Source organism: Citrobacter sp. Cs237 (assembly GCF_030332325.1).
Classification (GTDB): Bacteria; Pseudomonadota; Gammaproteobacteria; order Enterobacterales; family Enterobacteriaceae; genus Citrobacter_A; species Citrobacter_A sedlakii.
In genome coordinates this window covers 464,127-485,983 of the sequence record NZ_JAOWIB010000093.1, presented here as the reverse complement: position 1 = coordinate 485,983, position 21,857 = coordinate 464,127, and the positions used below count along the sequence as shown (strand labels likewise).

21 protein-coding genes are annotated in these 21,857 nt (G+C 55.3%); 6 read left to right on the top strand and 15 right to left on the bottom strand.

Annotated features, from left to right (window positions below; genetic code table 11):
- Window positions 1-34 precede the first annotated feature (34 nt).
- Window positions 35-928 (top strand): DMT family transporter, encoded by an 894-nt coding sequence (locus OGY07_RS06740; RefSeq protein ID WP_286599467.1) that lies wholly within the window; start codon window positions 35-37, stop codon window positions 926-928.
- Between the two features lie 38 nt (window positions 929-966).
- Here OGY07_RS06740 and OGY07_RS06735 read toward each other — a convergent pair whose 3' ends face one another.
- The 3 genes from OGY07_RS06735 to tehA form a co-directional block, all read right to left on the bottom strand.
- A complete protein-coding gene (locus OGY07_RS06735) occupies window positions 967-1,635 on the bottom strand; it encodes a DUF3313 domain-containing protein (RefSeq protein ID WP_286599464.1) in 669 nt (222 codons plus the stop codon).
- A gap of 143 nt (window positions 1,636-1,778) precedes the next feature.
- Window positions 1,779-2,375, bottom strand: a complete 597-nt coding sequence (gene tehB / locus OGY07_RS06730; protein WP_042283172.1) for a tellurite resistance methyltransferase TehB — start codon at window positions 2,373-2,375, stop codon at window positions 1,779-1,781.
- A complete protein-coding gene (tehA, locus tag OGY07_RS06725; protein WP_060571231.1) occupies window positions 2,372-3,376 on the bottom strand; it encodes a dicarboxylate transporter/tellurite-resistance protein TehA in 1,005 nt (334 codons plus the stop codon). Before tehA ends, tehB begins: the two co-directional genes overlap by 4 nt.
- Before the next feature lie 112 nt (window positions 3,377-3,488).
- Here tehA and ydcK point away from each other — a divergent pair, with 112 nt between their 5' ends.
- The gene (ydcK, locus tag OGY07_RS06720) at window positions 3,489-4,469 is read left to right on the top strand and encodes a YdcK family protein (protein WP_286599460.1); all 981 of its coding nucleotides are present in this window, start codon (window positions 3,489-3,491) and stop codon (window positions 4,467-4,469) included.
- Here the strand turns inward: ydcK and rimL are convergent.
- From rimL to hglS, 5 genes are all read right to left on the bottom strand, one after another.
- Window positions 4,461-5,006: a 50S ribosomal protein L7/L12-serine acetyltransferase gene (gene rimL / locus OGY07_RS06715; RefSeq protein WP_286599458.1), complete on the bottom strand. Its 546-nt coding sequence runs from the start codon at window positions 5,004-5,006 to the stop codon at window positions 4,461-4,463. The genes ydcK and rimL overlap by 9 nt on opposite strands.
- 132 nt (window positions 5,007-5,138) lie before the next feature.
- Complete coding sequence (locus tag OGY07_RS06710; RefSeq protein WP_042283183.1) at window positions 5,139-5,369, bottom strand: HP1242/YdcH family protein; 231 nt, start codon at window positions 5,367-5,369, stop codon at window positions 5,139-5,141.
- Between the two features lie 161 nt (window positions 5,370-5,530).
- Complete coding sequence (locus OGY07_RS06705; protein ID WP_286599455.1) at window positions 5,531-7,186, bottom strand: glucan biosynthesis protein D; 1,656 nt, start codon at window positions 7,184-7,186, stop codon at window positions 5,531-5,533.
- Between the two features lie 220 nt (window positions 7,187-7,406).
- The gene (locus tag OGY07_RS06700) at window positions 7,407-8,915 is read right to left on the bottom strand and encodes a carboxylesterase/lipase family protein (RefSeq protein ID WP_286599540.1); all 1,509 of its coding nucleotides are present in this window, start codon (window positions 8,913-8,915) and stop codon (window positions 7,407-7,409) included.
- Between the two features lie 45 nt (window positions 8,916-8,960).
- Window positions 8,961-10,304: a 2-oxoadipate dioxygenase/decarboxylase HglS gene (gene hglS / locus OGY07_RS06695; protein ID WP_042283188.1), complete on the bottom strand. Its 1,344-nt coding sequence runs from the start codon at window positions 10,302-10,304 to the stop codon at window positions 8,961-8,963.
- 238 nt (window positions 10,305-10,542) lie between these two features.
- Between hglS and pcaH the strand changes: the two genes are divergently transcribed.
- Both pcaH and pcaG read left to right on the top strand, forming a co-directional pair.
- Complete coding sequence (pcaH, locus tag OGY07_RS06690; protein ID WP_042283191.1) at window positions 10,543-11,283, top strand: protocatechuate 3,4-dioxygenase subunit beta; 741 nt, start codon at window positions 10,543-10,545, stop codon at window positions 11,281-11,283.
- A complete protein-coding gene (gene pcaG, locus OGY07_RS06685; protein WP_060571236.1) occupies window positions 11,280-11,900 on the top strand; it encodes a protocatechuate 3,4-dioxygenase subunit alpha in 621 nt (206 codons plus the stop codon). The genes pcaH and pcaG overlap by 4 nt, the downstream gene beginning before the upstream one ends.
- Window positions 11,901-11,942: 42 nt before the next feature.
- Here the strand turns inward: pcaG and OGY07_RS06680 are convergent, their stop codons facing one another.
- The gene (locus OGY07_RS06680; RefSeq protein WP_211935717.1) at window positions 11,943-12,836 is read right to left on the bottom strand and encodes a manganese-dependent inorganic pyrophosphatase; all 894 of its coding nucleotides are present in this window, start codon (window positions 12,834-12,836) and stop codon (window positions 11,943-11,945) included.
- Window positions 12,837-12,961: 125 nt separating this feature from the next.
- Between OGY07_RS06680 and OGY07_RS06675 the strand changes: the two genes are divergently transcribed.
- The gene (locus OGY07_RS06675; protein WP_060571238.1) at window positions 12,962-13,885 is read left to right on the top strand and encodes a LysR substrate-binding domain-containing protein; all 924 of its coding nucleotides are present in this window, start codon (window positions 12,962-12,964) and stop codon (window positions 13,883-13,885) included.
- A 62-nt stretch (window positions 13,886-13,947) separates the two neighbouring features.
- On the opposite strand, the gene OGY07_RS06670 is transcribed toward OGY07_RS06675, so the two are convergent.
- The 4 genes from OGY07_RS06670 to cybB form a co-directional block, all read right to left on the bottom strand.
- Window positions 13,948-15,636 (bottom strand): methyl-accepting chemotaxis protein, encoded by a 1,689-nt coding sequence (locus OGY07_RS06670; RefSeq protein ID WP_269535827.1) that lies wholly within the window; start codon window positions 15,634-15,636, stop codon window positions 13,948-13,950.
- Between the two features lie 166 nt (window positions 15,637-15,802).
- Window positions 15,803-16,921 carry an S-(hydroxymethyl)glutathione dehydrogenase/class III alcohol dehydrogenase gene (locus OGY07_RS06665; RefSeq protein ID WP_286599449.1) on the bottom strand — a complete coding sequence of 373 codons (1,119 nt, stop codon included), beginning with the start codon at window positions 16,919-16,921 and terminating at the stop codon, window positions 15,803-15,805.
- Between the two features lie 33 nt (window positions 16,922-16,954).
- The gene (locus tag OGY07_RS06660; protein WP_003833178.1) at window positions 16,955-17,230 is read right to left on the bottom strand and encodes a metal/formaldehyde-sensitive transcriptional repressor; all 276 of its coding nucleotides are present in this window, start codon (window positions 17,228-17,230) and stop codon (window positions 16,955-16,957) included.
- 194 nt (window positions 17,231-17,424) lie between these two features.
- Complete coding sequence (gene cybB / locus OGY07_RS06655; RefSeq protein ID WP_060571241.1) at window positions 17,425-17,955, bottom strand: cytochrome b561; 531 nt, start codon at window positions 17,953-17,955, stop codon at window positions 17,425-17,427.
- Between the two features lie 189 nt (window positions 17,956-18,144).
- On the opposite strand from cybB, the gene gap reads away from it, so the two are divergent.
- The gene (gene gap, locus OGY07_RS06650; protein ID WP_286599447.1) at window positions 18,145-19,146 is read left to right on the top strand and encodes a type I glyceraldehyde-3-phosphate dehydrogenase; all 1,002 of its coding nucleotides are present in this window, start codon (window positions 18,145-18,147) and stop codon (window positions 19,144-19,146) included.
- 72 nt (window positions 19,147-19,218) lie between these two features.
- Here gap and aldA read toward each other — a convergent pair whose 3' ends face one another.
- Both aldA and OGY07_RS06640 read right to left on the bottom strand, forming a co-directional pair.
- The gene (gene aldA, locus OGY07_RS06645; RefSeq protein WP_181823141.1) at window positions 19,219-20,658 is read right to left on the bottom strand and encodes an aldehyde dehydrogenase; all 1,440 of its coding nucleotides are present in this window, start codon (window positions 20,656-20,658) and stop codon (window positions 19,219-19,221) included.
- A 197-nt stretch (window positions 20,659-20,855) separates the two neighbouring features.
- Window positions 20,856-21,650, bottom strand: a complete 795-nt coding sequence (locus tag OGY07_RS06640) for a YdcF family protein (RefSeq protein WP_286599442.1) — start codon at window positions 21,648-21,650, stop codon at window positions 20,856-20,858.
- Window positions 21,651-21,857 lie beyond the last annotated feature (207 nt).

The following is a 21,857-nucleotide window of genomic DNA, read 5'->3' as shown; positions in this document are numbered from 1 at the left end:
CAGTGAGTCATCGTTTGATAAGAGGTAAAACGTGATGAATGCATTGTTGTACTGTCTGGTGGTAATGATTTGGGGCACGACGTGGATCGCCATTTATCTGCAACAGGGCCCCGTGACCGCCCCGGTGTCTATCTTCTGGCGTTTTGCCGTGGCGACGGCGCTGATGATGGTCATTCTTCTGGTGCGGGGCAAACTGCGCAAACTGACGCCTCGCGACCATCTGTTCTGTCTGTTACAGGGCGCGTGTGTCTTTTGTTTTAACTTCTGGTGTTTTTATACCGCCGCCGCGTGGATCAACACGGGGCTGGAATCGGTGATTTTCTCTATGGCGGTGCTGTTTAACGCGGTGAACAGCTTTATTTTCTTCGCACAAAAGCCGCCAGCTCGCTTCTTTGCCGCTGCCGCGCTGGGGCTGACGGGGATCGTGACGCTGTTCTGGCAGGATCTGGTCGGCAGCGGCTTTAGCCAGGAACTGCTCTGGGGAATTGGACTTAGCGCACTGGGCACCTTCGGCTTTTCACTCGGTAATATGATCAGCCTGCGACATCAAAAGAACGGGCTGGAAATCATGACCACGAACAGTTGGGCAATGCTGTACGGCACGCTTTTGATTGCCATCATCGCCCTGCTGCGCGGCGACAATTTTATGCCGCAGTGGACCGTCAGTTACCTGGGCGCCCTGCTGTATCTGGCGGTTTTTGGTTCGGTGATTGCTTTTGGCGCTTATTTCACCCTGGTCGGGCGTATCGGCCCCGGCAACGCCGCTTACAGTACGCTGCTGTTTCCGCTGGTCGCGCTGTCGATCTCCACTTTCTACGAAGGTTATGTCTGGCAGATAAATGCGGTCGTGGGGCTAGCGCTGATCTTACTGGGCAATCTGGTGATGTTCGCAAAACCGCCAGCGCTTTTGCGTCGGCGGCTGGCGTAGTCACAGCGCCATCGGGCGATGGCGCGAGAAGAACGGCGTTATTTCTGGCGAACTTCAAACATGGTGGCGTCGGTGGCCATGTTATCCACGACCTGCTTAAGCGTTTCAAACGCCATCGGCGTACTTTCGTTGTTCAGATCTTTCCCTTCGCCCTGGCGAACCACTTTAATAACAGGCTTATTGGTCGCCGCGTCGATTAACTCGCCTTCAAAGTAGAGATGGGTGTCCATGGTACGGTGTCCCGTCGCCATTTGCGTTCCGGCAACCAGCAGCGCAACCGGCACCACTTCATAGAACTGCAACCCTTCTTTGCTGGCGTCAACACCGGTAATGGCGCCACGGAAGATCAGGCTACGCGGGCCAGGCGTGGTCACCAGTGGTTTACGCTGCGCAATGGCGCCTTTCATTTTGGTGTTACTGTATTTCAATAACTCGTCGAGGACCTTCTGACCGACCTGCGTGTTCGGCTTGGGTACCGGGTAATACGTGATGGGCGTCCAGACAACGCTGTCGTAATTGGCGGCATTATAGTCAGGATCAACCCAACGCAGCACCGGCTGTCCTGATGCCGATGTCGTTTCCTCGAGGCTGGAGTAATCCTTTAAAAAGCCAGAATATTTTTCCGGTTGTGTGATTTTTGACGCACAACCGGATAAGGTCAGTAACCCTGCAAGCATAGCAACGCTGAAAAAAGTACGAGTACGCATGAAACGATCCCTTAAATGTGCACATATGCATGCGCAATAATAGCAAAGGGAAATCATTTATGTTGCATTAAAAATGGTAAGCAAACCACACTTTACCGACCCTTTTTTGTCCAGAAATAAATGGCGTACTCGTCCTTCCGGCATCACGCCATTTTGCGGGCTAACAGGGTGGCAAAACGCAGCTTAATCCGGTTGCCGTTCGCATCGGTACGATGTAGCTCACCGACATCTTCATTGTATTTCAGCTGCTCCCAACCTGCGTAGTAGTCGCGCAGTTCCCCTTCCCTGAAGGCAAACGGAAAACCAACGGTGCAGGGATAGTCCGCCGTATCCATCGCCGCGACAATCAGGTTATACCCACCCGGTTTAGTACAACGCTGCATGTTAGCGATGAGCCCCGGGATCGTGTTGGCCTCAAGGAACATCAATACCACGGTCGAGAGGATAAAATCGTACTCGCCGTCAAAACGTAGAGCATTAAGATCCACCACGTTGGTTTGCAGATTCTCCAGCCCTTCGGCCGCTTTAATACGCTCAACATTCTTGATGCTCATCGGGTTTTTATCCCATGCGGTTACATCAAAACCGTTCGCCGCCAGATACAGACTATTACGGCCATTGCCGCAGCCCAGATCCAACGTTTTACCCGGCTTAACCACCCTGACAGCGTCCAGCACTTCAGAATGGGTGCGGGTTAAATCATATTTTTCAGTAAAGTAATGTTCGTCGCGAAGGGTCATTTTTTATCCTCAGTTTTTAACAGCGCCGAACGTTCAGTGCGGATAAGCAGTTTACCTTCCACCAGTAACGCGAACGTACGGACCAGCAATAATGCAATAATAACATTCGTAAAGATGAATAAAGGCACGGCGAGGCTGTGGAAAAAACCGGACTCGCTGGCATGACCGAGATGCAGCCCTGTCGTGGCCAGCGCTGACACGCCGAACGAGAAACTCCAGAAGGAGGCATTAAAGGGCTGTGACAAATACCACGGCATCAGCCGCAGCATAAAAAGCAACTGAAGCAGGCCATAGCCAAACAGCATCTTCGCCAGCGTATCGCTTTCGCCGCCGTTAACGCTAAGCCAGGCGCTACAGGCCACCAGCGCGGGCGCCAGTTGAATGCCAAGAGATGTCCGCAGTACGGTGGGGAGTTCTCCGGCGCTACGCAGGCGCTGCAGGATCACCGGCTCAAGGCTGAGCCATGAAAAAACCCCCGCGCCCAAAAAGACCAGACCGGCATCGGTATAGCCCAGCGCGCCGCAGGCCATCGCGCTAATAAAATTATTGGCGACGGTCGGCAGATACAACCCCGGCGTGGTGGCCTCCTGTGGATGTGCGCCGCGCCACAGCCCCGCCGTTTGCCAGGCGGCATAGGCCAGTTGGATCACCACGCCTATGCTGAACAGCGCCACCGCCAGCGGCCGGCTCCAGGGAACAAACCCGATAGCGACCAGCATTGTGGTCGCCGGAAACAGGCTGACAAAACTGCTCATGACCGGATGGCGAATTTCCGCAATCACGCTGTGCGGAAAACGCACCAGCCGGGTCATAAATGCCAGCGTCAGCAGTCCCCATATCACCATCGCCAGGATCACCAGCGCGTCGCCAATCCAGTGGCTGACGGCCCAAATATGACTGGCATAGCGCCAGGCAAAGCCCATCCCAATAGTCCCCAGCACCATGCCAAAATAGCCGGCGGGCAAATTCAGAACACAATCACCTGCTTTTTCTTTACGCATTTTGTTTAATTTATAAAGTATATTTGAAATGCATTTTATGTAATTTCTCTGCGTTTAGCCAGCGGCGTAAAATTTGCTACGGTTATAGTGAGCGAAACCACGGATACCTTGTATGCAAAAATACCGCCTTGATGAGACCCCGCGCGCCTTCAGCTATCAGGAAAACGATCGGAAACAGCATGTCCTTTTGCGCCAGATTATCGCCCTGATTGACTTCAACGATGTCAAAGCCGGCGATGTCGGCGGCTGGCTCGATCACGAAAGCGCATTGTCTCAGGAAGGCACGTGCTGGATCTATGATGAAAATTCGCTGGTTTTTTCTGGCGCTAAAATCAGCGGAAACGCCCGCATCACCCAACCCTGCGTCATTCGCGACGGCGCACGTATTGGCGATAATGTCTGGATAGACCACGCGGAGATAAGTCACGGCGCTGAAATAAGTGACAACGTCACTGTTCAGGCGTCCACCGTACGCGGTGAGTGTCGGTTGTCCGGCGATGCACGCATTCTGCACCAGTCAGAAATTTTTGCCGCGCGGGGAATGACGACCGAATGCGATCAACGTTTACAGATTTACGATCGTGCCACGGTCGCTCATTCGCAGATTGTACATCAGGCGCAAATCTATGGGGACGCCATTGTCACCCATGCGTTTATCGAACACCGGGCCGAAGTGTTTGATTTCGCGCTTGTTGAAGGCAACGCTGAAAATAACGTCTGGTTGTGTGATTGCGCCAAAGTATACGGCCACGCGCGCGTCATCGCGGGTTTCGAGGAAGACGCGATCCCCACTCTACGCTACAGTTCGCAGGTTGCCGAACAGGCGACGGTAGAAGGCAACTGCGTGCTCAAACATCACGTGATGGTGGGCGGAAAGGCGCGACTGTGCGGCGGCCCGATATTACTTGACGATCACGTGCTGGTTGAGGGCGATGCGCGTATTAACGGCGAAGTAGTGATCGAAAATCACGTGGATATTGGCGGTTCAACCGTTATCGAGGCTTCAGGCGATGAGGCCATTCATCTGCGTGGCCCCAAAGTCTACCACGGCGAGCAGTATATCACCCGCACCCCGCTGGTTGGCTCAGTCTGATGACGCGCTGATAATACGGGCATAAAGGTTCACGTCGTCATAGCGGCCGTTCAGGTATTCAGCCTGTTTCAGACAGCCTTCCAGTTCAAAGCCGTTGCGCCGGGCAACCTGATTACTGGCGTGATTGGCCACCCGACATTTAATCACAAAGCGCCTCACCTCGCCGCGCTCAGCGTAGTGGCACATTAGCGCCTGAAGCGCGCGTGACATCGTGCCTTTTCCCTGATGCGACTCATCCAGCCAGTAACCGATATATGCCGCCTTATTTAATGGCTCAATCTGATTAAACGACAGCACGCCCACCAGTTCATCGCCGGCCATAATCATGTACATTTTCGCATAGCCGCGTTGATGCAACAGGATATTCCCCTGCACGCTTTTACGCGTGTCTTCTTCCTCGCGCACTGACGCAGGCCAGTTCAGCGACTGCTGCAGCCAGGCGCTGTTTTTGCGCACCAGCTGATGCAGTGGCGCAATATGATGCTCCGCAACCGCCTGCAGTTGCAGGTTCTCGCCCGCGTTGATTGTTTCTGTCATATTGACTCCTGTTTTGCCGTACCGCCGCCCAGCATTCTGTTTAGCAGATTTTTCAGCGGTAATGCAAACACTTAGCCAAAACAAGAAGGGCCTCCCGATGCGTGGGAAGCCCTTTTCAGAGAACGGGAGCGGTTATACCTGGCTCTCGTTAGCACTCTCTTTCTGTAAGATTTTGAGCATATCGTCCTTTAGCTGGAGTTTCTGTTTTTTAAGGCGAACGACTTCGAGATTGTATCCCCGACCATCGGCGCCTTCCAGCCTGGCTATTTCGTGATCAAGGTTATTGTGCTTTTCGAAAAGAGACAGAAAGCGAGGGTTCTCGGTTTTCAGTCGGGAAATCAGATCTCTGTATTCTGGAAACATACGCTCTCCCTGTTAGTGAACAAACGCGTGTATAAGAAATACACATCTTCAGCTTACTCATTTGAGTCAGGGAAAAATGCGAACGGGATCGTGTTTAGTTCTTGTACAGATATTTCGGGGAAACGCTGACGCCCCTTGCCTTGCAAAGGGCGTCGCGAGGATCAACGCATCACGCGATCATCGACATAGCGACGCATGTCCGGCGCGGGAGGAAAATACTGATACAGCCAGGTTTCGCTAATCGCCTCGCCCTGGCAACGCAGGAACATGCGCATATCCACCGGTTCGGTCGAATCAGAGGTAGGATACCAGTCAAACTGGATGCGATAGCCGTCGAACGGTTCGACGTAGAGAATTTCAATCTGCTTCGCTTCGCCGCTGGAAAGCGTAATCACCGGCTCAATGCCTTTAGGCGCCGCAGCTTTCAGATCGCCGCCAACGAAATCAATGGCAAAACGACGCGCCCATTTTTCCGGATAATGCTCGCCCGGCGCCCAGCCTTCCGGAAATCCGCCCATACCGGTACGGGTAGCCATCACGCGCGCCAGCGGCGAACGAACCGGCGGCTGCGCGCTCCAGTACAGTCGGTATTTGTACGTCAGTTCATCTCCCGCCTTGATCGATTTTTCCGGCTGCCAGAAACAGACCACGTTATCCAGCGTTTCGCCCGTGGTCGGGATCTCCATCAGCCCGATGGTGCCCTTGCCCCACTGGTTACGGGGCTCCACCCACAGGCTCGGACGCTTGTTGTACCAGCCCATAATGTCCTGATAGTGGCTAAAGTCCCGATCCAGCTGCAGCAGACCGAAGCCTTTCGGGTTGTTGTCGGTATAGGCGTTAAACTGCAATTTTTGCGGGTTGTTCAGCGGGCGACAGATCCATTCGCCGTTGCCGCGCCACATCGCCAGTCGGTCAGAGTCGTGGATCTGCGGATGAATGGTATCGCACATGCGGCGTTCGTTATTGCCGCAGCTGAACATGCTGGTCATCGGCGCAATACCCAGTTGTTTGATGTCCTTGCGGGCGTACAGGCGATTTTCCACGTCCATGATCACCTGGCTCTTCTCACAGTGGATCACGAATTTATAGGCGCCGGTAATGCTTGGGCTGTCTAACAGCGCATACACGGTAAACGTGGTGGCCCCCGGCTTCACTGTATCAAACCAGAAAGCGGTAAAGTCCGGGAACTCCTCTTTCGTGTCGGTGTAGGTGTCAATCGCCAGACCACGGGCAGACAGGCCGTACTGATAGGTATCGTCCACCGCGCGGAAATAGCTGGCGCCAAGGAATGACACGACGTCACGTCGCGCCAGTTCCGGCGCTTTGAATACGCGGAAACCGGCAAAACCGAGGTCGGTTTGGCCCTCAAGCTGTTTAGTGTCCACGCCCGCGTCGTTATATTTGAACAGCTCCGGGCGGAAGTGGATTTCACGCGCCATATGCGTGGCGGCGTCGACAGAGAACATGCGCACCCGGCGACGGAAACCCATCCCCACATGGAAGAACTGGGCATCCAGTTGGCGGCCCTCGACGTTATTCCACAGCGACTGGGCGGCGTCATACTGAATGCTGTTGTAAGCCTGAGGCGTCAGATTCGCCAGGGTGTCCGGCAACGCGCGTGGCGCGCCGCCCCACGGTTTCTGCGCGAGATCGTGGGCCATGGATTGCAGCACCGAATAATCAAACCGCACGGTTTGCCCGTCGGCGATATCTGATTCGGCTGCGTATGCGGCGCGGGTAAAGAGTGAAGCAATACCGCCGGTACCGCACACGGCGGCCATTGCCATTGAACCTTTAATAAATCGTCTGCGATTCATACCTGAAAATCAGTCCTTCTGGTCTCGTGAATGGTCCCGCGCTGGCGCTCGACAGCGGCAAGAGGAAGCATAATTCTGACCGCTCACTCTAGACAAATTTCATTAATAATCCAATTGTTGGCCGCTGATTATCTGAGCAAAACGTAAAATATTTTCTGTCGATCGGAACTGACTGATTCCCATGTAAACTTGCTTCTCGCGACCTTCAACTTTTGCAAAGCTAGTCGAGACTGACGTGTTGGGTCATGACTCGCTTAAACAGCGCCAGACGCGCGCGCATAAACCGGTTTTCAATCTTGAAACCCGCTCGCTTGTTCAGGCCGATTCGCAGCAGCCGGTCGCGCCCTTTGATACAGGCAGGCCAGCGTACCGGGCCGTGAAGCGTATCGCAGGTACGGCTGGCGTGACGGGCAAAGTTGACCCAGTAGTCGGCGACCTGCGCGGCGAAGGCCAGATCGTTTTCGTTCACGTAGTCTCGCGCAGGCTCGGCGAGCGTAAGGGTATCAAACACATAAGGCACCTCGTTGCCATGCCACGCGCCGTTGGCGTAGGTATCGTGCTCGGCTTCCGCCACATAATCGAACCAGTAGCGCCAGCAGGGTTCTCCCACCCGCTGCTGCGCCTGCATCACCACATAGCCGAGCGCGGTAAAGGCCAGGTCGCGACACACCTGACGCCCCAACTCTTCGTCCCCTTTCACGCCGGGATAGAGCAATTTAATCAGGCCGAGACCCAGCCTGCGTTCGCGGCGCAGTTTCTGGATTTGTTCAGCCAGATCGACGCCGAAAACGGCCATCACACTCGCTTCGTCACTGTTGGAACCGATCATCAGCGGGACCGGATGCTGCTTCGCCGCAAAAAAGACATCCAGCATCGGTTCGGGCAACACGGCGTCGCCAGAGATCGGCGTCGGGGCGATTTTGTACGGCGCGCCGAGCGGCCAGAAAGCCTCTGCCGGAATCGCACGCAGCTGTTCAGCCGTCGCGTTTTGCAATCCGAAGTGCCCCGCCAGCGCAATGCCGTTTTCAAGGGCAATCTCGCGCGGCGTATCCGGTAAGGTGTAACCGCTCTGCACAATCGCTTTGTGAAACAGGCCGTTGCCCTTAGGCGACGCCAGCAGGGAAAGTACGCTGCGCGCGCCTGCGGATTCACCAAACAGCGTCACGTTCTGCGGATCGCCGCCAAACGCAGCGATATTTTCCTGTACCCAACGCAGCGCGGCGATTTGATCGAGCAGCGCAAAATTATTCACGCACTCATCGCTTTCCCCTTCCAGCGCCGGATGAGCGAAAAAGCCCAGGTGACCCAGACGGTAATTGACGGTGACGACCACAACCTCGCGCTTCGCCAGCGCAAGGCCGTCATACGGTGGAAGGCTTGCAGCGCCCAGGGTATAGCCGCCGCCATGAAGCCAGACCATCACTGGCAGCGGTGCGCGCCGCCCGGCAGGAGACCAGACGTTAAGGTAGAGACAGTCTTCGGAGAACGCGCCCGGATCGCCGCCGCCCAGCGCTTTACAGTATTCGATGTCCTGCCAGCTGGCACGGGAAAACGTATCAGCCTGACGCGTACCGGACCAGGGAGTGACCGGCTGCGGCGCGCGCCAGCGCCGTTCGCCAACCGGCGGCGCGGCATAGGGAATACCGCGCCAGATATGAATGTCTTTCTCAACGACACCGATCAGTTTTCCCTGTACGGTATCGGCCAGCGGAATAGTGGGATTTACCATGTCCATGTTTACCCGGTAATTGCAAATTCCTACAGCATACCTTGATTAAAGCAGGCCGCAACGCCGTTTACTGCGCTCCTCCGCCTCCTGGTACAGCGTAAACTCGTCCAACACCGGGCATCCCAGCGCCTGCTCAAACGCGTCGCGGCTGGCATTACCATGACGGCGCGCCTGGGTTTCATTTCCCAGGTTTGACTGGAAAATGCCCGCTGCGCTGACCGGTAAAAAATCTTCGTAGGTAATGGGCTGCGCCGCCACCCAACCGCGTTCAATGTGGGGCTGCGGGTCGTCACCAGGGTGAATGGCATGACGATGCGCTTCGCCCGTCGGCGTCAGTCGATAGCGAAACCAGGCCAGCCCTTGCTGGCGCAACAGGAATTCGCTGTCAGGAAATGCTTTAAACACCTCCTGCAAATGCAATTGATGCGTCAAATTGTCTTTCCCGGTCCCGGCGCGCTGGAGCAGCGCGTCATAAAGCTGCCGTCCTTTGACGGTCAGCGCCACCCCACGCTGCTCAATTTCGCCAAAGCGCGCGGTATGTGTGCCCTGCTTTTCGCCAGCAAACAACACGGGTTCTTCCAGCGCTTTAAAGCTGGTCTGGCGCAGCAGGATCGGCACGTCGCGACGCGGCGGGCCTTCAATCAGTATTTTGGGTTCGATACCGCATTCCGGCATCATCGCCTGTACACGGTCAATATCCAGCGTGCGCGGCGTGAGATGATTAATATGGCAGCCAGGAAAACAGACCACGTCGGCAATCAGCCGGTGCTCATTATGCAGCGCCAGATAGGTTTGCGCGTCCACGGTAGCATGACGGTGCCAGCGGAACGTTTCCAGCGCTTCCTCGACGAACTCTTGCGCCTGTGCCGCGTCGAAACCGTTTTGCTTGTCCCAGACATCAAGCAGTTCCCGGCAACGCGGCGTAAAAATATCACGTTGGGCGAGGATTTCCGCCGCGCGCTGACGTAACGCCGCATTTTCAATCAGCTCCAGGCGAAGCAGCGAAGTAAAGACCCGGAAAGGGTTTCGCGATAACGAGGCGTCATCGACGGGCCGGAACGCCGTCGAATGCACCGGTACGCCAGCCTGAGAAAGATCGTAATAGCTGACCGGAAACATGCCCATGATCGCAAACATGCGCCGTAGCGTGGAAAGTTCCTCTGCCGTCCCGACGCGTATCGCCCCGTGCCGTTCTACGTTCAGGCGGGCCAGTTCGTCGGCGTTAGCCAGTTTTTCGTGCAAGGTGGGGTTATTTTCCAGTACCGCCAGATTGACATCAGCGACCAGTTCGAGCAGCGTGCCGTACTGCGGAACTTCCTGCTGGTACATCGCTGACATTGCTTGCGAAAAATGTTCCCGAATCTCATCTGCCGTGATGCTGTTCGCCATAATGTCATGTCTCCAGTGAATGTTACCTGGAGTGTAGAAAAGGCCGTTCATTCCGTGGGGAAGAATTTACAAAGTGTGATCCCGCCGAAACTCGTCCCGTCGCGTTGCGCCCCCCCCTTCTATAACTCACGGCTATGTAATAATCGACATAAATTCACTTTTAATTAACATTGTATTTACAGAAACTCTGGCAGGCGACCTGAAAACAATAATTCTCTTACCCGTACAGGAGCTCGCTATGCAAGATAACCGTTTCGCCCGCGAGGTCATTCATCGCGACTACAACAGCCATCCGCCGGCCTTTGCCCCTGGCTACAAAACCAGCGTGCTGCGTTCGCCGCGCAATGCGCTGATCTCTTTGCAAAACTCATTATCGGAAATCACCGGTCCGGTATTCAGCGATAGCGATCTGGGTCCGCTGGACAACGACCTGATCATGAATTACGCCAAAGACGGTTTACCGATTGGCGAACGTATTATTGTCCACGGCTATGTTCGTGACGGCTTCGGTCGTCCGATGAAAAATACGCTGGTTGAAGTCTGGCAGGCGAATGCGGGTGGCCGCTACCGCCACAAGAAAGATCAGTATCTCGCGCCTATCGACCCCAACTTTGGCGGCTGCGGACGCGTGTTAACCGATGAAAACGGATACTATTTTTTCCGCACCATCAAACCAGGTCCCTATCCGTGGCGTAATCAGGCCAGCGACTGGCGTCCTTCGCATATTCATTTTTCACTGTCCGGCGATGCCTTCGCCCAGCGTCTGATCACCCAGATGTATTTTGAAGGCGACCCGCTTATCAGGCAGTGTCCCATTGTCAGAACCCTCAACAACGACGACGCTGTTCGCACCCTGATTGCCGAACTGGACACCCACGCCGCCGTTCCGCTGGACTGTCTGGCGTACCGTTTCGATCTGGTGCTGCGAGGCCAGCGCGCCACACTGTTTGAAAACCGGACTCAGGGGGTCGCACGATGAAAGATTATTTACCGGAAACCGCCTCACAAACGGCGGGACCGTATGTGCATATTGGGTTAGCGCCGGACGCGGCAGGCTTTCATATCTTTGAGAAAAACGTCAGCGCCACGCTGACCAACAGCCATACCGAAGGTGAGCGTATTACCCTTGAAGGCCGGGTGATCGACGGTTCCGGCACACCGGTGCGCGATGTGCTGCTGGAAATCTGGCAGGCCAATGCCCACGGACGGTATAACCATCCAGCCGACCATCAGGAAGATAAAAAACTTGACCCTGATTTCCGCGGTTGGGGACGCGCCTGTTCCGACTTCGACAGCGGCGTCTGGCGCTTTGAAACCATCAAACCGGGATGCGTCGTCGGGCGTGACGGCAGGGTCATGGCGCCGCACGTTAACCTGTGGATTGTCGCCCGGGGCATCAATATTGGCCTGCACACCCGGATGTACTTTGCCGATGAACCTGAGGCGAACCAGCGCGACCCGGTGCTAAACCTGATCGAATGGGAAGTTCGCCGCCAGACGCTCATTGCCCGGCGTGTTCAGCGCGGCGACGAGACGGTCTATACCTTTGATATTCATCTGCAGGGTGAAAAAGAAACGGTCTTTTTTGACGTTTAACGGTAGCAGCGGGCTGGCGCTTCAGCCCGCTGACGTTTTGCATCAGGCCAGATGCTTCTCCAGCCAGGGCAACATCTGTTTCTTACGACTCAGCATACCCTCGACTGTCACGGGCTGCGACAGCGGCGGCTGATGTGAACCGGCAAACCACAGCTGCGAATGCCCGGCGTTAATATCGGTCAGCATCAGCGCCACCAGATCCGCGCCGCTGCGGGTAGCGTATTCCGCCATCTCGCCTCGCAGGGCTTCCAGCACGCCGGATACCTGATCCAGAGAGTAAAGCTCGATCTGCGCGACGCTGACCTGTAACCCATGAAGAGTGAAGCGCTTGATATCCTTTTGCAGAAGCGCGCTGGCGGTTAAGCCTTCCACGCTGGTTTTCGCGCTTAATAATCCCTCACTAAAGGCGCTTAACGTCACGCCTGCCTGTTCCGTCAGTTCGGCTACCGCCTGACGATCGTCGTCAGTGGTCGTGGGCGATCTTAGCGTGACAGTGTCACTTAACAGGGCGCCCAGCAGTAATTGCGCTTGCGCGGAGGTGACCTGCGCCCTGTGCTGCGGCGTCATTAACTGCCACAGCAATGTGGCGCTGCTACCAACCGGTTTAATCCACACCTCCGGCGGCAGGCGGGTCATTAGCCCGCCCAGTCGGTGATGGTCAATAATGCCAACAACATTGCTGGACTGAAGGGTTTCCGGCCCTTGTGATGGCTCCGTAAAGTCCACCAGCCAGACGTCAAGTCCGGTGAGCGGCAGGGTCAACAACGGCGGCATGTCCAGCCCCGCCTGTTCGAAGATAAAGCGGGTTTCGCGATTCGGTTCGCCGAGACGCCAGGCCGTGGCCGGTAAGCCGCGCATCTGAAGCCAGCACGCGGTCATATACGCCGAGCATATCGCATCGCTATCTGGATTAAGGTGGCCTATGACATGAATCATTTTCCCCTCCGCAGAGAAATCGCTGTTACTTAAATGAGTTAAATGTTAATTATATTTTGCAATCAAGTTATCAAAAACAAACAACTTTACTTGTCACCGGCACGGCTCTGTTTTTAACATCGCTTATGGAAAAAAATAGTTTGTTCAGTCAGCGCATCCGATTGCGCCATCTTCATACATTTGTCGCTGTCGCTCAACAAGGAACATTGGGGCGTGCAGCCGAAACCCTTAACCTCAGCCAGCCCGCGCTGTCAAAAACGCTGAACGAGCTGGAGCAGTTGACCGGAACCCGCCTGTTTGAACGCGGACGACTTGGCGCCCAACTGACCCTTCCGGGGGAGCAGTTTCTGACCCATGCGGTAAAAGTGCTTGATGCGCTCAATACGGCCGGACAGGCGCTAAACCGTAAAGAAGGTCTAAACAATGATGTAGTGAGAATCGGCGCGCTGCCCACCGCTGCGCTGGGTATCCTGCCTGCGGTGATTGGCCCGTTTCATCAACAGCAAAAAGAGACCACCCTACAGGTGGCTACCATGAATAACACTATGCTGCTGGCGGGACTGAAATCCGGCGAGATTGACATCGGCATTGGCCGGATGTCCGATCCGGAACTGATGAGCGGCCTGAATTACGAACTGCTGTTTCTCGAGTCATTAAAGCTGGTTGTCCGCCCCGGCCATCCGCTATTGCAGGAAAATGTCACTCTCAGTCGGGTCATGGAGTGGCCCGTGGTGGTGTCGCCGAAAGGCACCGTGCCACGGCAAAACGCCGAGGCGTTATTGCAAAGCCAGGGCTGCAAGTTGCCCACCGGCTGTATCGAAACGCTTTCGGCCTCGCTGTCGCGCCAGCTTACTGTCGACTACGACTACGTGTGGTTTGTGCCATCCGGGGCGGTGAAAGAAGATCTGCGCCAGGCGACACTGGTCTCCCTGCCGGTGCCGACCCAGGGCGCGGGCGAGCCCATTGGTATTCTTACCCGCGTGGACTCACCGCTTTCTTCCGGCGCGCAAACGCTGATAGGCGCGATTCGTAAATCCATGCCGCTATAAACGCAACCGCCTGGCCGGATGGCGGCGTGAATGCGCCCTATCCGGCCCGTGGTTGATAACCGTCAGAAGGTTTCCCAGTTGTCTGTGCCAGCCGTGACCGGCGTCGGAACAGGTTCCGGCGCGCGGCGGGCCGTTGTCGTCCGTGTGACGCCGCTTCCGTTCTGTAAACGAAACGCGCCTACGGCTTCCGTCAGTCGTGCGGCCTGCTCTTCCAGTGACGCGGCGGCGGCAGAAGCTTCTTCCACCAGTGACGCATTCTGCTGAGTGACTTTATCCATCTCGGAAATCGCCTGGCTTACCTGGACGATGCCGCGACTTTGTTCATCCGACGCCGCCGCAATCTCCAGCATGATATCGGTCACCCGTTTCACCGCGTCGACAATATCGGTCATGGTGTTCCCCGCCGCCACCACTTCGCCAGACCCCTGATCGATAAGACGCACCGATTCGCTGATCAAGCCTTCTATCTCTTTTGCCGCCTGGGCGCTACGGCTGGCGAGTGTACGCACTTCGCTGGCGACAACAGCGAACCCGCGTCCCTGCTCACCGGCGCGGGCGGCTTCAACCGCCGCGTTGAGCGCCAGGATATTCGTCTGGAACGCAATGCTGTTAATCACGGCGGTAATTTCGGAAATCTTCTTCGAACTGGTGGAAATATTGCCCATTGTCTGCACGACGCCGGACACCATCTGGCCGCCACGGCTGGCTTTACCAGACGCGTCTTCCGCCAGTTTACTGGCGTGGTGCGCATTGTCGGCGTTTTGTTTTACCGTCGCGGTCAGTTGTTCCATGCTGGCGGCGGTCTGTTCGATTGCCGCCGCCTGCTCCTCGGTACGCGACGACAAGTCGGTATTGCCTGCGGAGATCTCGCTCGTGCCGCGATAGATTTCCTCTGCCCCCTGACGCACCGCGCCGACGGTGTTTACCAGCGAACGCTGCATCTGCTGCAAATGGCGGCTCAGACGGCCAATCTCGCTGCGACCTGTCGGCTCATCCTGCATGGTGAGATCGCCCGCCGCGATTTGCTCAATGCGCTGGGCGGCATGTTGTAACGGACGAATCACGGTGCGACGCAGGACGATAAAGGTCATCAGCGTCAGCACTAACGCCAGCGCAAAGGCGCCAATCATAAACATTACCCCTAAACGGGTGCGTTGATGCGCCTGCTCGCTTAAGTGTGTAGCGCGCGCCGTGCGTATCTCAATGGCCTTCAGAAGGATCTTGTTGTAGTTGTCGTCAAGCTGCCGCGCCTGTTCGCTTTCGTGATTAATGATAGCTTCGAACATACCGTTTTTGGCGTATTTCAGCATAGGCTGTAGACCGGCCAGGTATGCCTGAAAACTGCTGTTCAGATCGCCATCCAGCGCTTCATCAGCAGGGGTTTTCACCGCCCGCGCCATATAGGTATTAAACCCATCTTCAGACTGTTTAATCCGCTTTTCCGCCGCCGCGATATTTGCTTTCATGTCGTCCATTTCGGCAATGCGGCTTGCCGCACCGGCGTGGATCATGTTGATCCGCGCGGTACGCAGATGGTTAGAACTGTTTGATAACCCCATTCGCACCTGAATTTCATCCGTGACGTCGCGCTGATCGCGGTCAGCCTGCATCAGAAAATAGCCGGCCAGGCCGGAGCTCAGCGCGAAAAGTAAAAGGATGCCACCGAGAATGGAGGAAAACAGCGGAACCAGCCTGATTTGATGCAGGAAGCCCAGCTTATGCGGTGCTTGCATCGATGATGTGTTGTCCATGACCGTCGACTCTCTTATTGGATTTATGCGTGATACACGCCCGTTAGATAGTCATCGGCAATCAGGAAGGTTTACTTATCGCAAAAAGCGCTGACCTCGTCACACTTTGACAACATTTTTGCTAAAGAAAGGAAAAATGCCAGCGGAGGCTCCGCTGGCAAAGGGATTACTTATCGCCGAAATGGATAACGGTACGAATCGATTTGCCTTTATGCATCAGGTCAAAGGCCTCGTTGATTTGTTCCAGCGGCAGACGGTGCGTAATAAACGGATCCAGCTGGATCTTACCCGCCATCGCCTCTTCTACCATCCCCGGCAGCTGCGTACGCCCTTTTACACCGCCAAACGCGGAACCGCGCCAGACACGGCCAGTCACCAGCTGGAACGGACGCGTTTTGATCTCCTGACCCGCACCGGCTACGCCAATGATGATGCTCTCGCCCCAGCCTTTGTGGCAGCATTCCAGCGCGGCGCGCATGACATCGACATTACCGATACATTCGAAGCTGAAATCCACCCCCCCGTCGGTCAGGTCAACAATCACGTCCTGGATCGGTTTATCGTAGTCCTTCGGGTTAATAAAGTCGGTCGCACCCAGCTCGCCCGCCAGGGTGAATTTCTCCGGATTCGTGTCAACGGCAATAATGAGCCCGGCTTTCGCCTGAACCGCCCCCTGAATGACAGCCAGACCAATTCCGCCAAGCCCAAAGACCGCAACGGTATCGCCTTCTTTTACCTTCGCCGTGTTGTGGACGGCACCGATACCGGTGGTCACGCCACAGCCCAACAGGCAGACTTTGTCCAGCGGCGCCTGGGGATTCACCTTCGCCAGCGAAATCTCGGCGCACACGGTGTATTCACTGAAGGTGCTGGTGCCCATATAGTGATAAATGGGTTCGCCTTTATAAGAGAAACGGGTAGTACCATCCGGCATCAGACCTTTACCCTGCGTGGCGCGTACAGCCTGGCACAGGTTGGTTTTTCCGGATTTACAGAATTTACATTCGCCACATTCTGCGGTGTAAAGCGGAATAACGTGATCGCCGGGTTTCAGGCTGGTGACGCCTTCCCCCACCTCGACCACCACACCGCCGCCTTCATGGCCGAGCACGGCCGGGAACACGCCTTCCGGATCGTCGCCGGACAGGGTAAACGCATCGGTATGGCAAACCCCGGTATGGGTAATCTTCACCAGTACTTCGCCTTTTTTGGGCGGCGCTACGTCAATTTCAACAATTTTAAGCGGTTGACCAGGGCCAAAAGCAACGGCTGCACGTGATTTCATATCTCTCTTCCCTATTATTGCGAGGTGATGTGTTTATTTTAGATAAGCGCGAAGAAGGTGACCGATTTCCGCCATTCGCACAGCACGCTGGTCCGGCGTGGTTTCTCCACTCACCAGTTCATCTTTGAGATGGATTTCAACCATTTCGCCCATCAGACCATTAGACGCACCGCGGACAGCGGCAATCTGTTGCAAAATAGCCAGACAAGGTTCGCCAGACTCCAGCGCGCGTTCGAGCGCATCAACCTGTCCTCGTATGCGCCTGACGCGGGTCAGGATCCGTTTTTTATCTTCAGGTGAATGCGGCATAGGCCCTCCTGCATACTATAGGGGGGTATAGTAACAGGTACAGGCCATCATTGAAATAACGAGATCCCTGAAAGACATAGGCCCAGGTTGATCTTTTTCTCCACCGGGGCCGAAAGGTACAGCAGACAATATCAAAGCCAGCATCTTACATAGCGCACGCCAGACCCCGCGCGTTCGACGATCAGCGTCCGTTTTTATCCCCGCTTACGGGGCATCATGCGCAGCAACGTATTGTCCTTCCACATATAGTGATGCATCAGCGCGGCGGCGGCGTGTAACGCAATGACCAGGTAGCCCAGGTTCGCCAGCACAATATGCCAGGATTTCAGCATAGCCACGGCATCTGCATTGGCCTGAGCCGCATGCGGCATCACCATCCCAAACGCGAACCACGGATTTCCGCGGTTATACATCATCATCAGGCCTATCACCGGCAACGCGATAAACAACAGGTAAATGATCAGATGCCCAAGATGCGCCAGGCCGGTCATCATCGGCTTAGGCTTTGGCTCAATCGGCGGCGCGGGGAATTTCAGTCGAACGACGAGCCGCGCGACCATCAGCGCCAGTATGCTCATCCCACATGAAACATGCACCATATTGATAACCGGACGGTAGCTGCGAGGGAAAAGCCCACGAAACTCCATCGCGCAGTACGCCACAATCACCAGTAAGAATACCAGCCAGTGAATTCCAATCTGCAGGCCTGAATACTTATTGCCCATAATACGTCCTGAGTAAATTCGTAAAGCGTCAACATAGCGAGCTTTTGTTAAAAATTCATTAACTTTTCTTCATCGTTTTTCAGTCAGTTAGGCTTAACGGCAAGAAGTGCGATTGCTCATCCCGCCAGAGTGAACTAAGCCTGGAAAGGAAAAAGAGACCGCACTGCTACATCCTGACAGGAGTAAACCATGAGTAAAATTGGCATTAACGGTTTTGGTCGTATTGGTCGTCTGGTACTGCGTCGTTTACTGGAGGTCAAAAGCGACGTCGATGTCGTCGCCATTAACGATCTCACCTCGCCGAAAATCCTCGCTTATTTGCTGAAGCATGATTCCAACTATGGTCCTTTCCCGTGGAGCGTTGACTTCACCGAGGATGCGCTGATTGTCGATGGCAAAGAGATTGCCGTGTATGCGGAAAAAGACGCGAAAAATATCCCATGGAAGGCCAAAGGCGCGGAAATTATCATTGAATGCACCGGATTTTACACCTCGAAGGAGAAATCTCAGGCGCACATTGATGCCGGGGCTAAAAAAGTGCTGATTTCCGCCCCCGCTGGCGACATGAAAACCATCGTCTATAACGTTAATGATGACACGCTGCAGGCAAGCGATGTGATTGTCTCGGTCGCATCCTGCACAACTAACTGTCTGGCGCCAATGGCTAAAGCGCTCCACGACAGCTTTGGCATTCAGGTGGGCGCCATGACTACCATTCACGCCTATACCGGCACCCAGTCACTGGTCGATGGTCCCCGAGGAAAAGATCTGCGCGCCTCCCGCGCGGCAGCGGAAAACATTATCCCCCATACCACCGGCGCGGCGAAAGCCATTGGTCTGGTGATCCCGGCGCTGAGTGGCAAGCTGAAGGGCCATGCTCAGCGTGTCCCGGTGAAGACGGGCTCCGTTACGGAACTGGTCTCCATTCTGAATAAAAAAGTCACCGCCGAAGAGGTGAACAACGCACTGAAACAGGCCACCGATAACAACGAATCTTTTGGTTACACCGACGACGAAATCGTCTCATCGGATGTTATCGGCTCGCACTTTGGCTCTGTGTTTGACGCCACTCAAACAGAGATTACTGAGGTGGGCGATCTGCAACTGGTGAAAACCGTGGCCTGGTATGATAACGAGTACGGATTCGTCACCCAACTCGTTCGTACGCTGGAAAAATACGTTACGCTTTAACAACAAGGCGGAGAGGCTCCTCCGCCCTTTTTTCTTCTGCTCGCCCGCACTGTGAATACCCCGGCCTTTACGCTACGACTGGAGATAAACCACCTGCGTTTGCAGATACTCGTTCAGTCCGTGCTTACCGTCCGCGCCACCGATACCTGACTTGCGCCAGCCCGCGTGGAAACCCTGCATGGCTTCAAAGTTCTCACGGTTGATGTAGGTTTCGCCGAACCTGAGTCCCTTGATAGCTTTCATCGCCACATTGAGATTCTGCGTATAAATCGACGAAGTCAGGCCATAGTCGCTGTCGTTCGCCATAGCCAGCGCGTCATCCAGCGTATCAAAGACGACGACGGGCAGCACCGGACCAAAAGTCTCTTCATGCATGATCGCCATCTCCTGGCGCACATCCACCAACAGCGTCGGTGGATAGAAGTAGCCTTTCCCTTCCACCGCGTTACCCCCAAGCACCACTTTCGCGCCTTCTTCAACCGCACGCGTCACTTTTTGCGCCACACGTTCCAGCGCAGCTGCATTAATCAACGGTCCCATCGCAATGTCGTTACGCTCGGCGGGATTGCCAAACTGAACCGCTTTCATCGCGTCAGCCAGACGCGTGACAAACCGATCGTAAATGCCTTTCTGGACATACACCCGCTCGGCACAGTTACAGACCTGCCCGCTATTAATGACGCGAGAATCAACAATCGCCTTCACCGCCAGCGCCAGATCCGCATCGTCCATAACGATAGCTGGCGCTTTGCCCCCCAGTTCAAGGCATACTTTGGTGATGTTCTTCGCGGCGGTGGCCATAATTTTTTCTCCCGCCGTCACGCTGCCGGTCATGCTGACCATCGCCACCTTAGGATTCCCCGCCAGCTCCTGTCCGACTGTTTCACCACGACCGAGCACAAGGTTAAAGACGCCGCGCGGCAGACCAATATCATCGACGATCTTCGCAAAGGCGATGGCATTATTCGGCGTAAACTCGCTCGGCTTGATCACGATGGTATTGCCCGTGAGCAACGCGGGCGCCAGTTTTCGCGCGATCAGGAAGAACGGGAAATTCCACGGCAGGATACCGGTGGTCACGCCCAGCGCGCGCTTAAACAGCAGTATATTCTCGCCGGGGCGATCGCTTTGCAGAATCTCGCCCTCGTAGCGGCGCGCCCACTCGGCCATATAGTCAAGATAATCGGCGGTAAATGACACTTCCACCTCCGCCAGCTGTTGGATCTTGCCGCCCTCGGCAACAATCAGCGCGCTGATCTCATTAGCTCGCTCGCGGATGCCAGCGGATATTTTGCGTAACCATCCTGCGCGTTCAATGGCCGGCAGCGCTTCCCAACCGATTTGCGCCCGTTCTGCCGCCTCAATCGCTTTACGCGCATCTTCCGCCCGCCCGTCCGGGATACGGGAAATCACCTCTTCCGTCGCCGGGTTGATGACATCAATCCAGGCTTCTCCGTGCCAGGTCACAAACTGTCCGTCGATATACATAGGATGTTGTACGGGTACTGACATGCGCTACTCCTGTGATTGAAATGTTTTTAACAAGTGAAATTGTTGTTAATAAACATCAATCATGCCGTCAGTATTCCAACTGGTGTTTTGATAATGTGAGCGGCCTCATAAAAGAGGCCGCTCAGGGGCAAAGAACGCCGCTGGCAAGGGCAGGAAAAATGCCCGTTTGGGAGAAAACAAGGCTAAACGGGCAGGGTTCAACGCAAAGCGCGATCGCTGAGGGCCGCATAGAGTGCTTCATCGTCGTGCAGCGTTTGCCATGCGGCTTCCACATCCGCCGGAAAATCAACGTGAACAATAAAGTCGCGCCCGCAAGGTCCGTAGCCCGATTCGTCGTTACGCAGGCGTGGTATTTCGCCCGCCACCAGCGCTAAATAACGCTCAATGGTCCATACGCGATCATCAATGTTGGAAAAAGCAAGACCGTCGTCATGCCGGCAAAGCAGCGGTGTGAAGCCAGGATGACTTAACCAACGCGGCGCATCCGGGTTGTCACGGGTTACCCGGCGAAACGTCGCAATAGTGCGCCGCTGCATGGTGGGGTCCTGAACCACAATCGCCGTATTGATGGGCTCGGTGACCTCGGTAAGCAGGCTGACGCTAAAACGGGCATTTTCACCGCAGTTAGTGGAACGTTCTTCCAGCCAGATTTTATCCGCCGGGATCTGCCAGAACTGGCGTGCGATATCTGCAAGGATAGCCGCTTCGGTGCGTCCGGTGGTACGAATCGTATTGTAACGGGGATGCTGCGCAATGGCGGCATACAGAAAGGTCGTTGAGTGCCCGATCCCGCCGGTAATCAACAGCGGAACAGATTGCTCTTTCGCGATGCGGCAGGCGGCATCAATGGTGGGGATCACGGCATTACCGGCAAGCACGACGCAGTCGGCCGGATAAGCCGCACCGCCGTGAAAGTCATCCTGCGCCAGCCACTGCCCTACAGTATTAATCGCCTCAAGGGAGGCGTCGGAAATGTTCAGGAACGTTCGCATAGTGGGCTCCTCCTCTTTCTCAGCAGCCTACCGCAGCCCGACAGGATAAACAGCAGATCTCTCTGAAAGGTTAAGCGTTAAATTTCGCCGCTTTTTTTGTCACATTCATGAAATAACCAGAAACGTCTAAAAACGTATCGGTTGCACCTGTCGATTATCCTGTTTTTAAGCCGTTTAATAAATCATCCCTGTCATATCTTCTGCTCT

Bases quoted from the DNA above. Each gene is read 5' to 3' on its own strand.
- OGY07_RS06740 (WP_286599467.1), top strand. From the start codon at position 35: ATGAATGCATTGTTGTACTGTCTGGTGGTAATGATTTGGGGCACGACG.
- OGY07_RS06735 (WP_286599464.1), bottom strand. From the start codon at position 1,635: ATGCGTACTCGTACTTTTTTCAGCGTTGCTATGCTTGCAGGGTTACTG.
- tehB (WP_042283172.1), bottom strand. From the start codon at position 2,375: ATGACCCTTCGCGACGAACATTACTTTACTGAAAAATATGATTTAACC.
- tehA (WP_060571231.1), bottom strand. From the start codon at position 3,376: ATGCGTAAAGAAAAAGCAGGTGATTGTGTTCTGAATTTGCCCGCCGGC.
- ydcK (WP_286599460.1), top strand. From the start codon at position 3,489: ATGCAAAAATACCGCCTTGATGAGACCCCGCGCGCCTTCAGCTATCAG.
- rimL (WP_286599458.1), bottom strand. From the start codon at position 5,006: ATGACAGAAACAATCAACGCGGGCGAGAACCTGCAACTGCAGGCGGTT.
- OGY07_RS06710 (WP_042283183.1), bottom strand. From the start codon at position 5,369: ATGTTTCCAGAATACAGAGATCTGATTTCCCGACTGAAAACCGAGAAC.
- OGY07_RS06705 (WP_286599455.1), bottom strand. From the start codon at position 7,186: ATGAATCGCAGACGATTTATTAAAGGTTCAATGGCAATGGCCGCCGTG.
- OGY07_RS06700 (WP_286599540.1), bottom strand. From the start codon at position 8,915: ATGGTAAATCCCACTATTCCGCTGGCCGATACCGTACAGGGAAAACTG.
- hglS (WP_042283188.1), bottom strand. From the start codon at position 10,304: ATGGCGAACAGCATCACGGCAGATGAGATTCGGGAACATTTTTCGCAA.
- pcaH (WP_042283191.1), top strand. From the start codon at position 10,543: ATGCAAGATAACCGTTTCGCCCGCGAGGTCATTCATCGCGACTACAAC.
- pcaG (WP_060571236.1), top strand. From the start codon at position 11,280: ATGAAAGATTATTTACCGGAAACCGCCTCACAAACGGCGGGACCGTAT.
- OGY07_RS06680 (WP_211935717.1), bottom strand. From the start codon at position 12,836: ATGATTCATGTCATAGGCCACCTTAATCCAGATAGCGATGCGATATGC.
- OGY07_RS06675 (WP_060571238.1), top strand. From the start codon at position 12,962: ATGGAAAAAAATAGTTTGTTCAGTCAGCGCATCCGATTGCGCCATCTT.
- OGY07_RS06670 (WP_269535827.1), bottom strand. From the start codon at position 15,636: ATGGACAACACATCATCGATGCAAGCACCGCATAAGCTGGGCTTCCTG.
- OGY07_RS06665 (WP_286599449.1), bottom strand. From the start codon at position 16,921: ATGAAATCACGTGCAGCCGTTGCTTTTGGCCCTGGTCAACCGCTTAAA.
- OGY07_RS06660 (WP_003833178.1), bottom strand. From the start codon at position 17,230: ATGCCGCATTCACCTGAAGATAAAAAACGGATCCTGACCCGCGTCAGG.
- cybB (WP_060571241.1), bottom strand. From the start codon at position 17,955: ATGGGCAATAAGTATTCAGGCCTGCAGATTGGAATTCACTGGCTGGTA.
- gap (WP_286599447.1), top strand. From the start codon at position 18,145: ATGAGTAAAATTGGCATTAACGGTTTTGGTCGTATTGGTCGTCTGGTA.
- aldA (WP_181823141.1), bottom strand. From the start codon at position 20,658: ATGTCAGTACCCGTACAACATCCTATGTATATCGACGGACAGTTTGTG.
- OGY07_RS06640 (WP_286599442.1), bottom strand. From the start codon at position 21,650: ATGCGAACGTTCCTGAACATTTCCGACGCCTCCCTTGAGGCGATTAAT.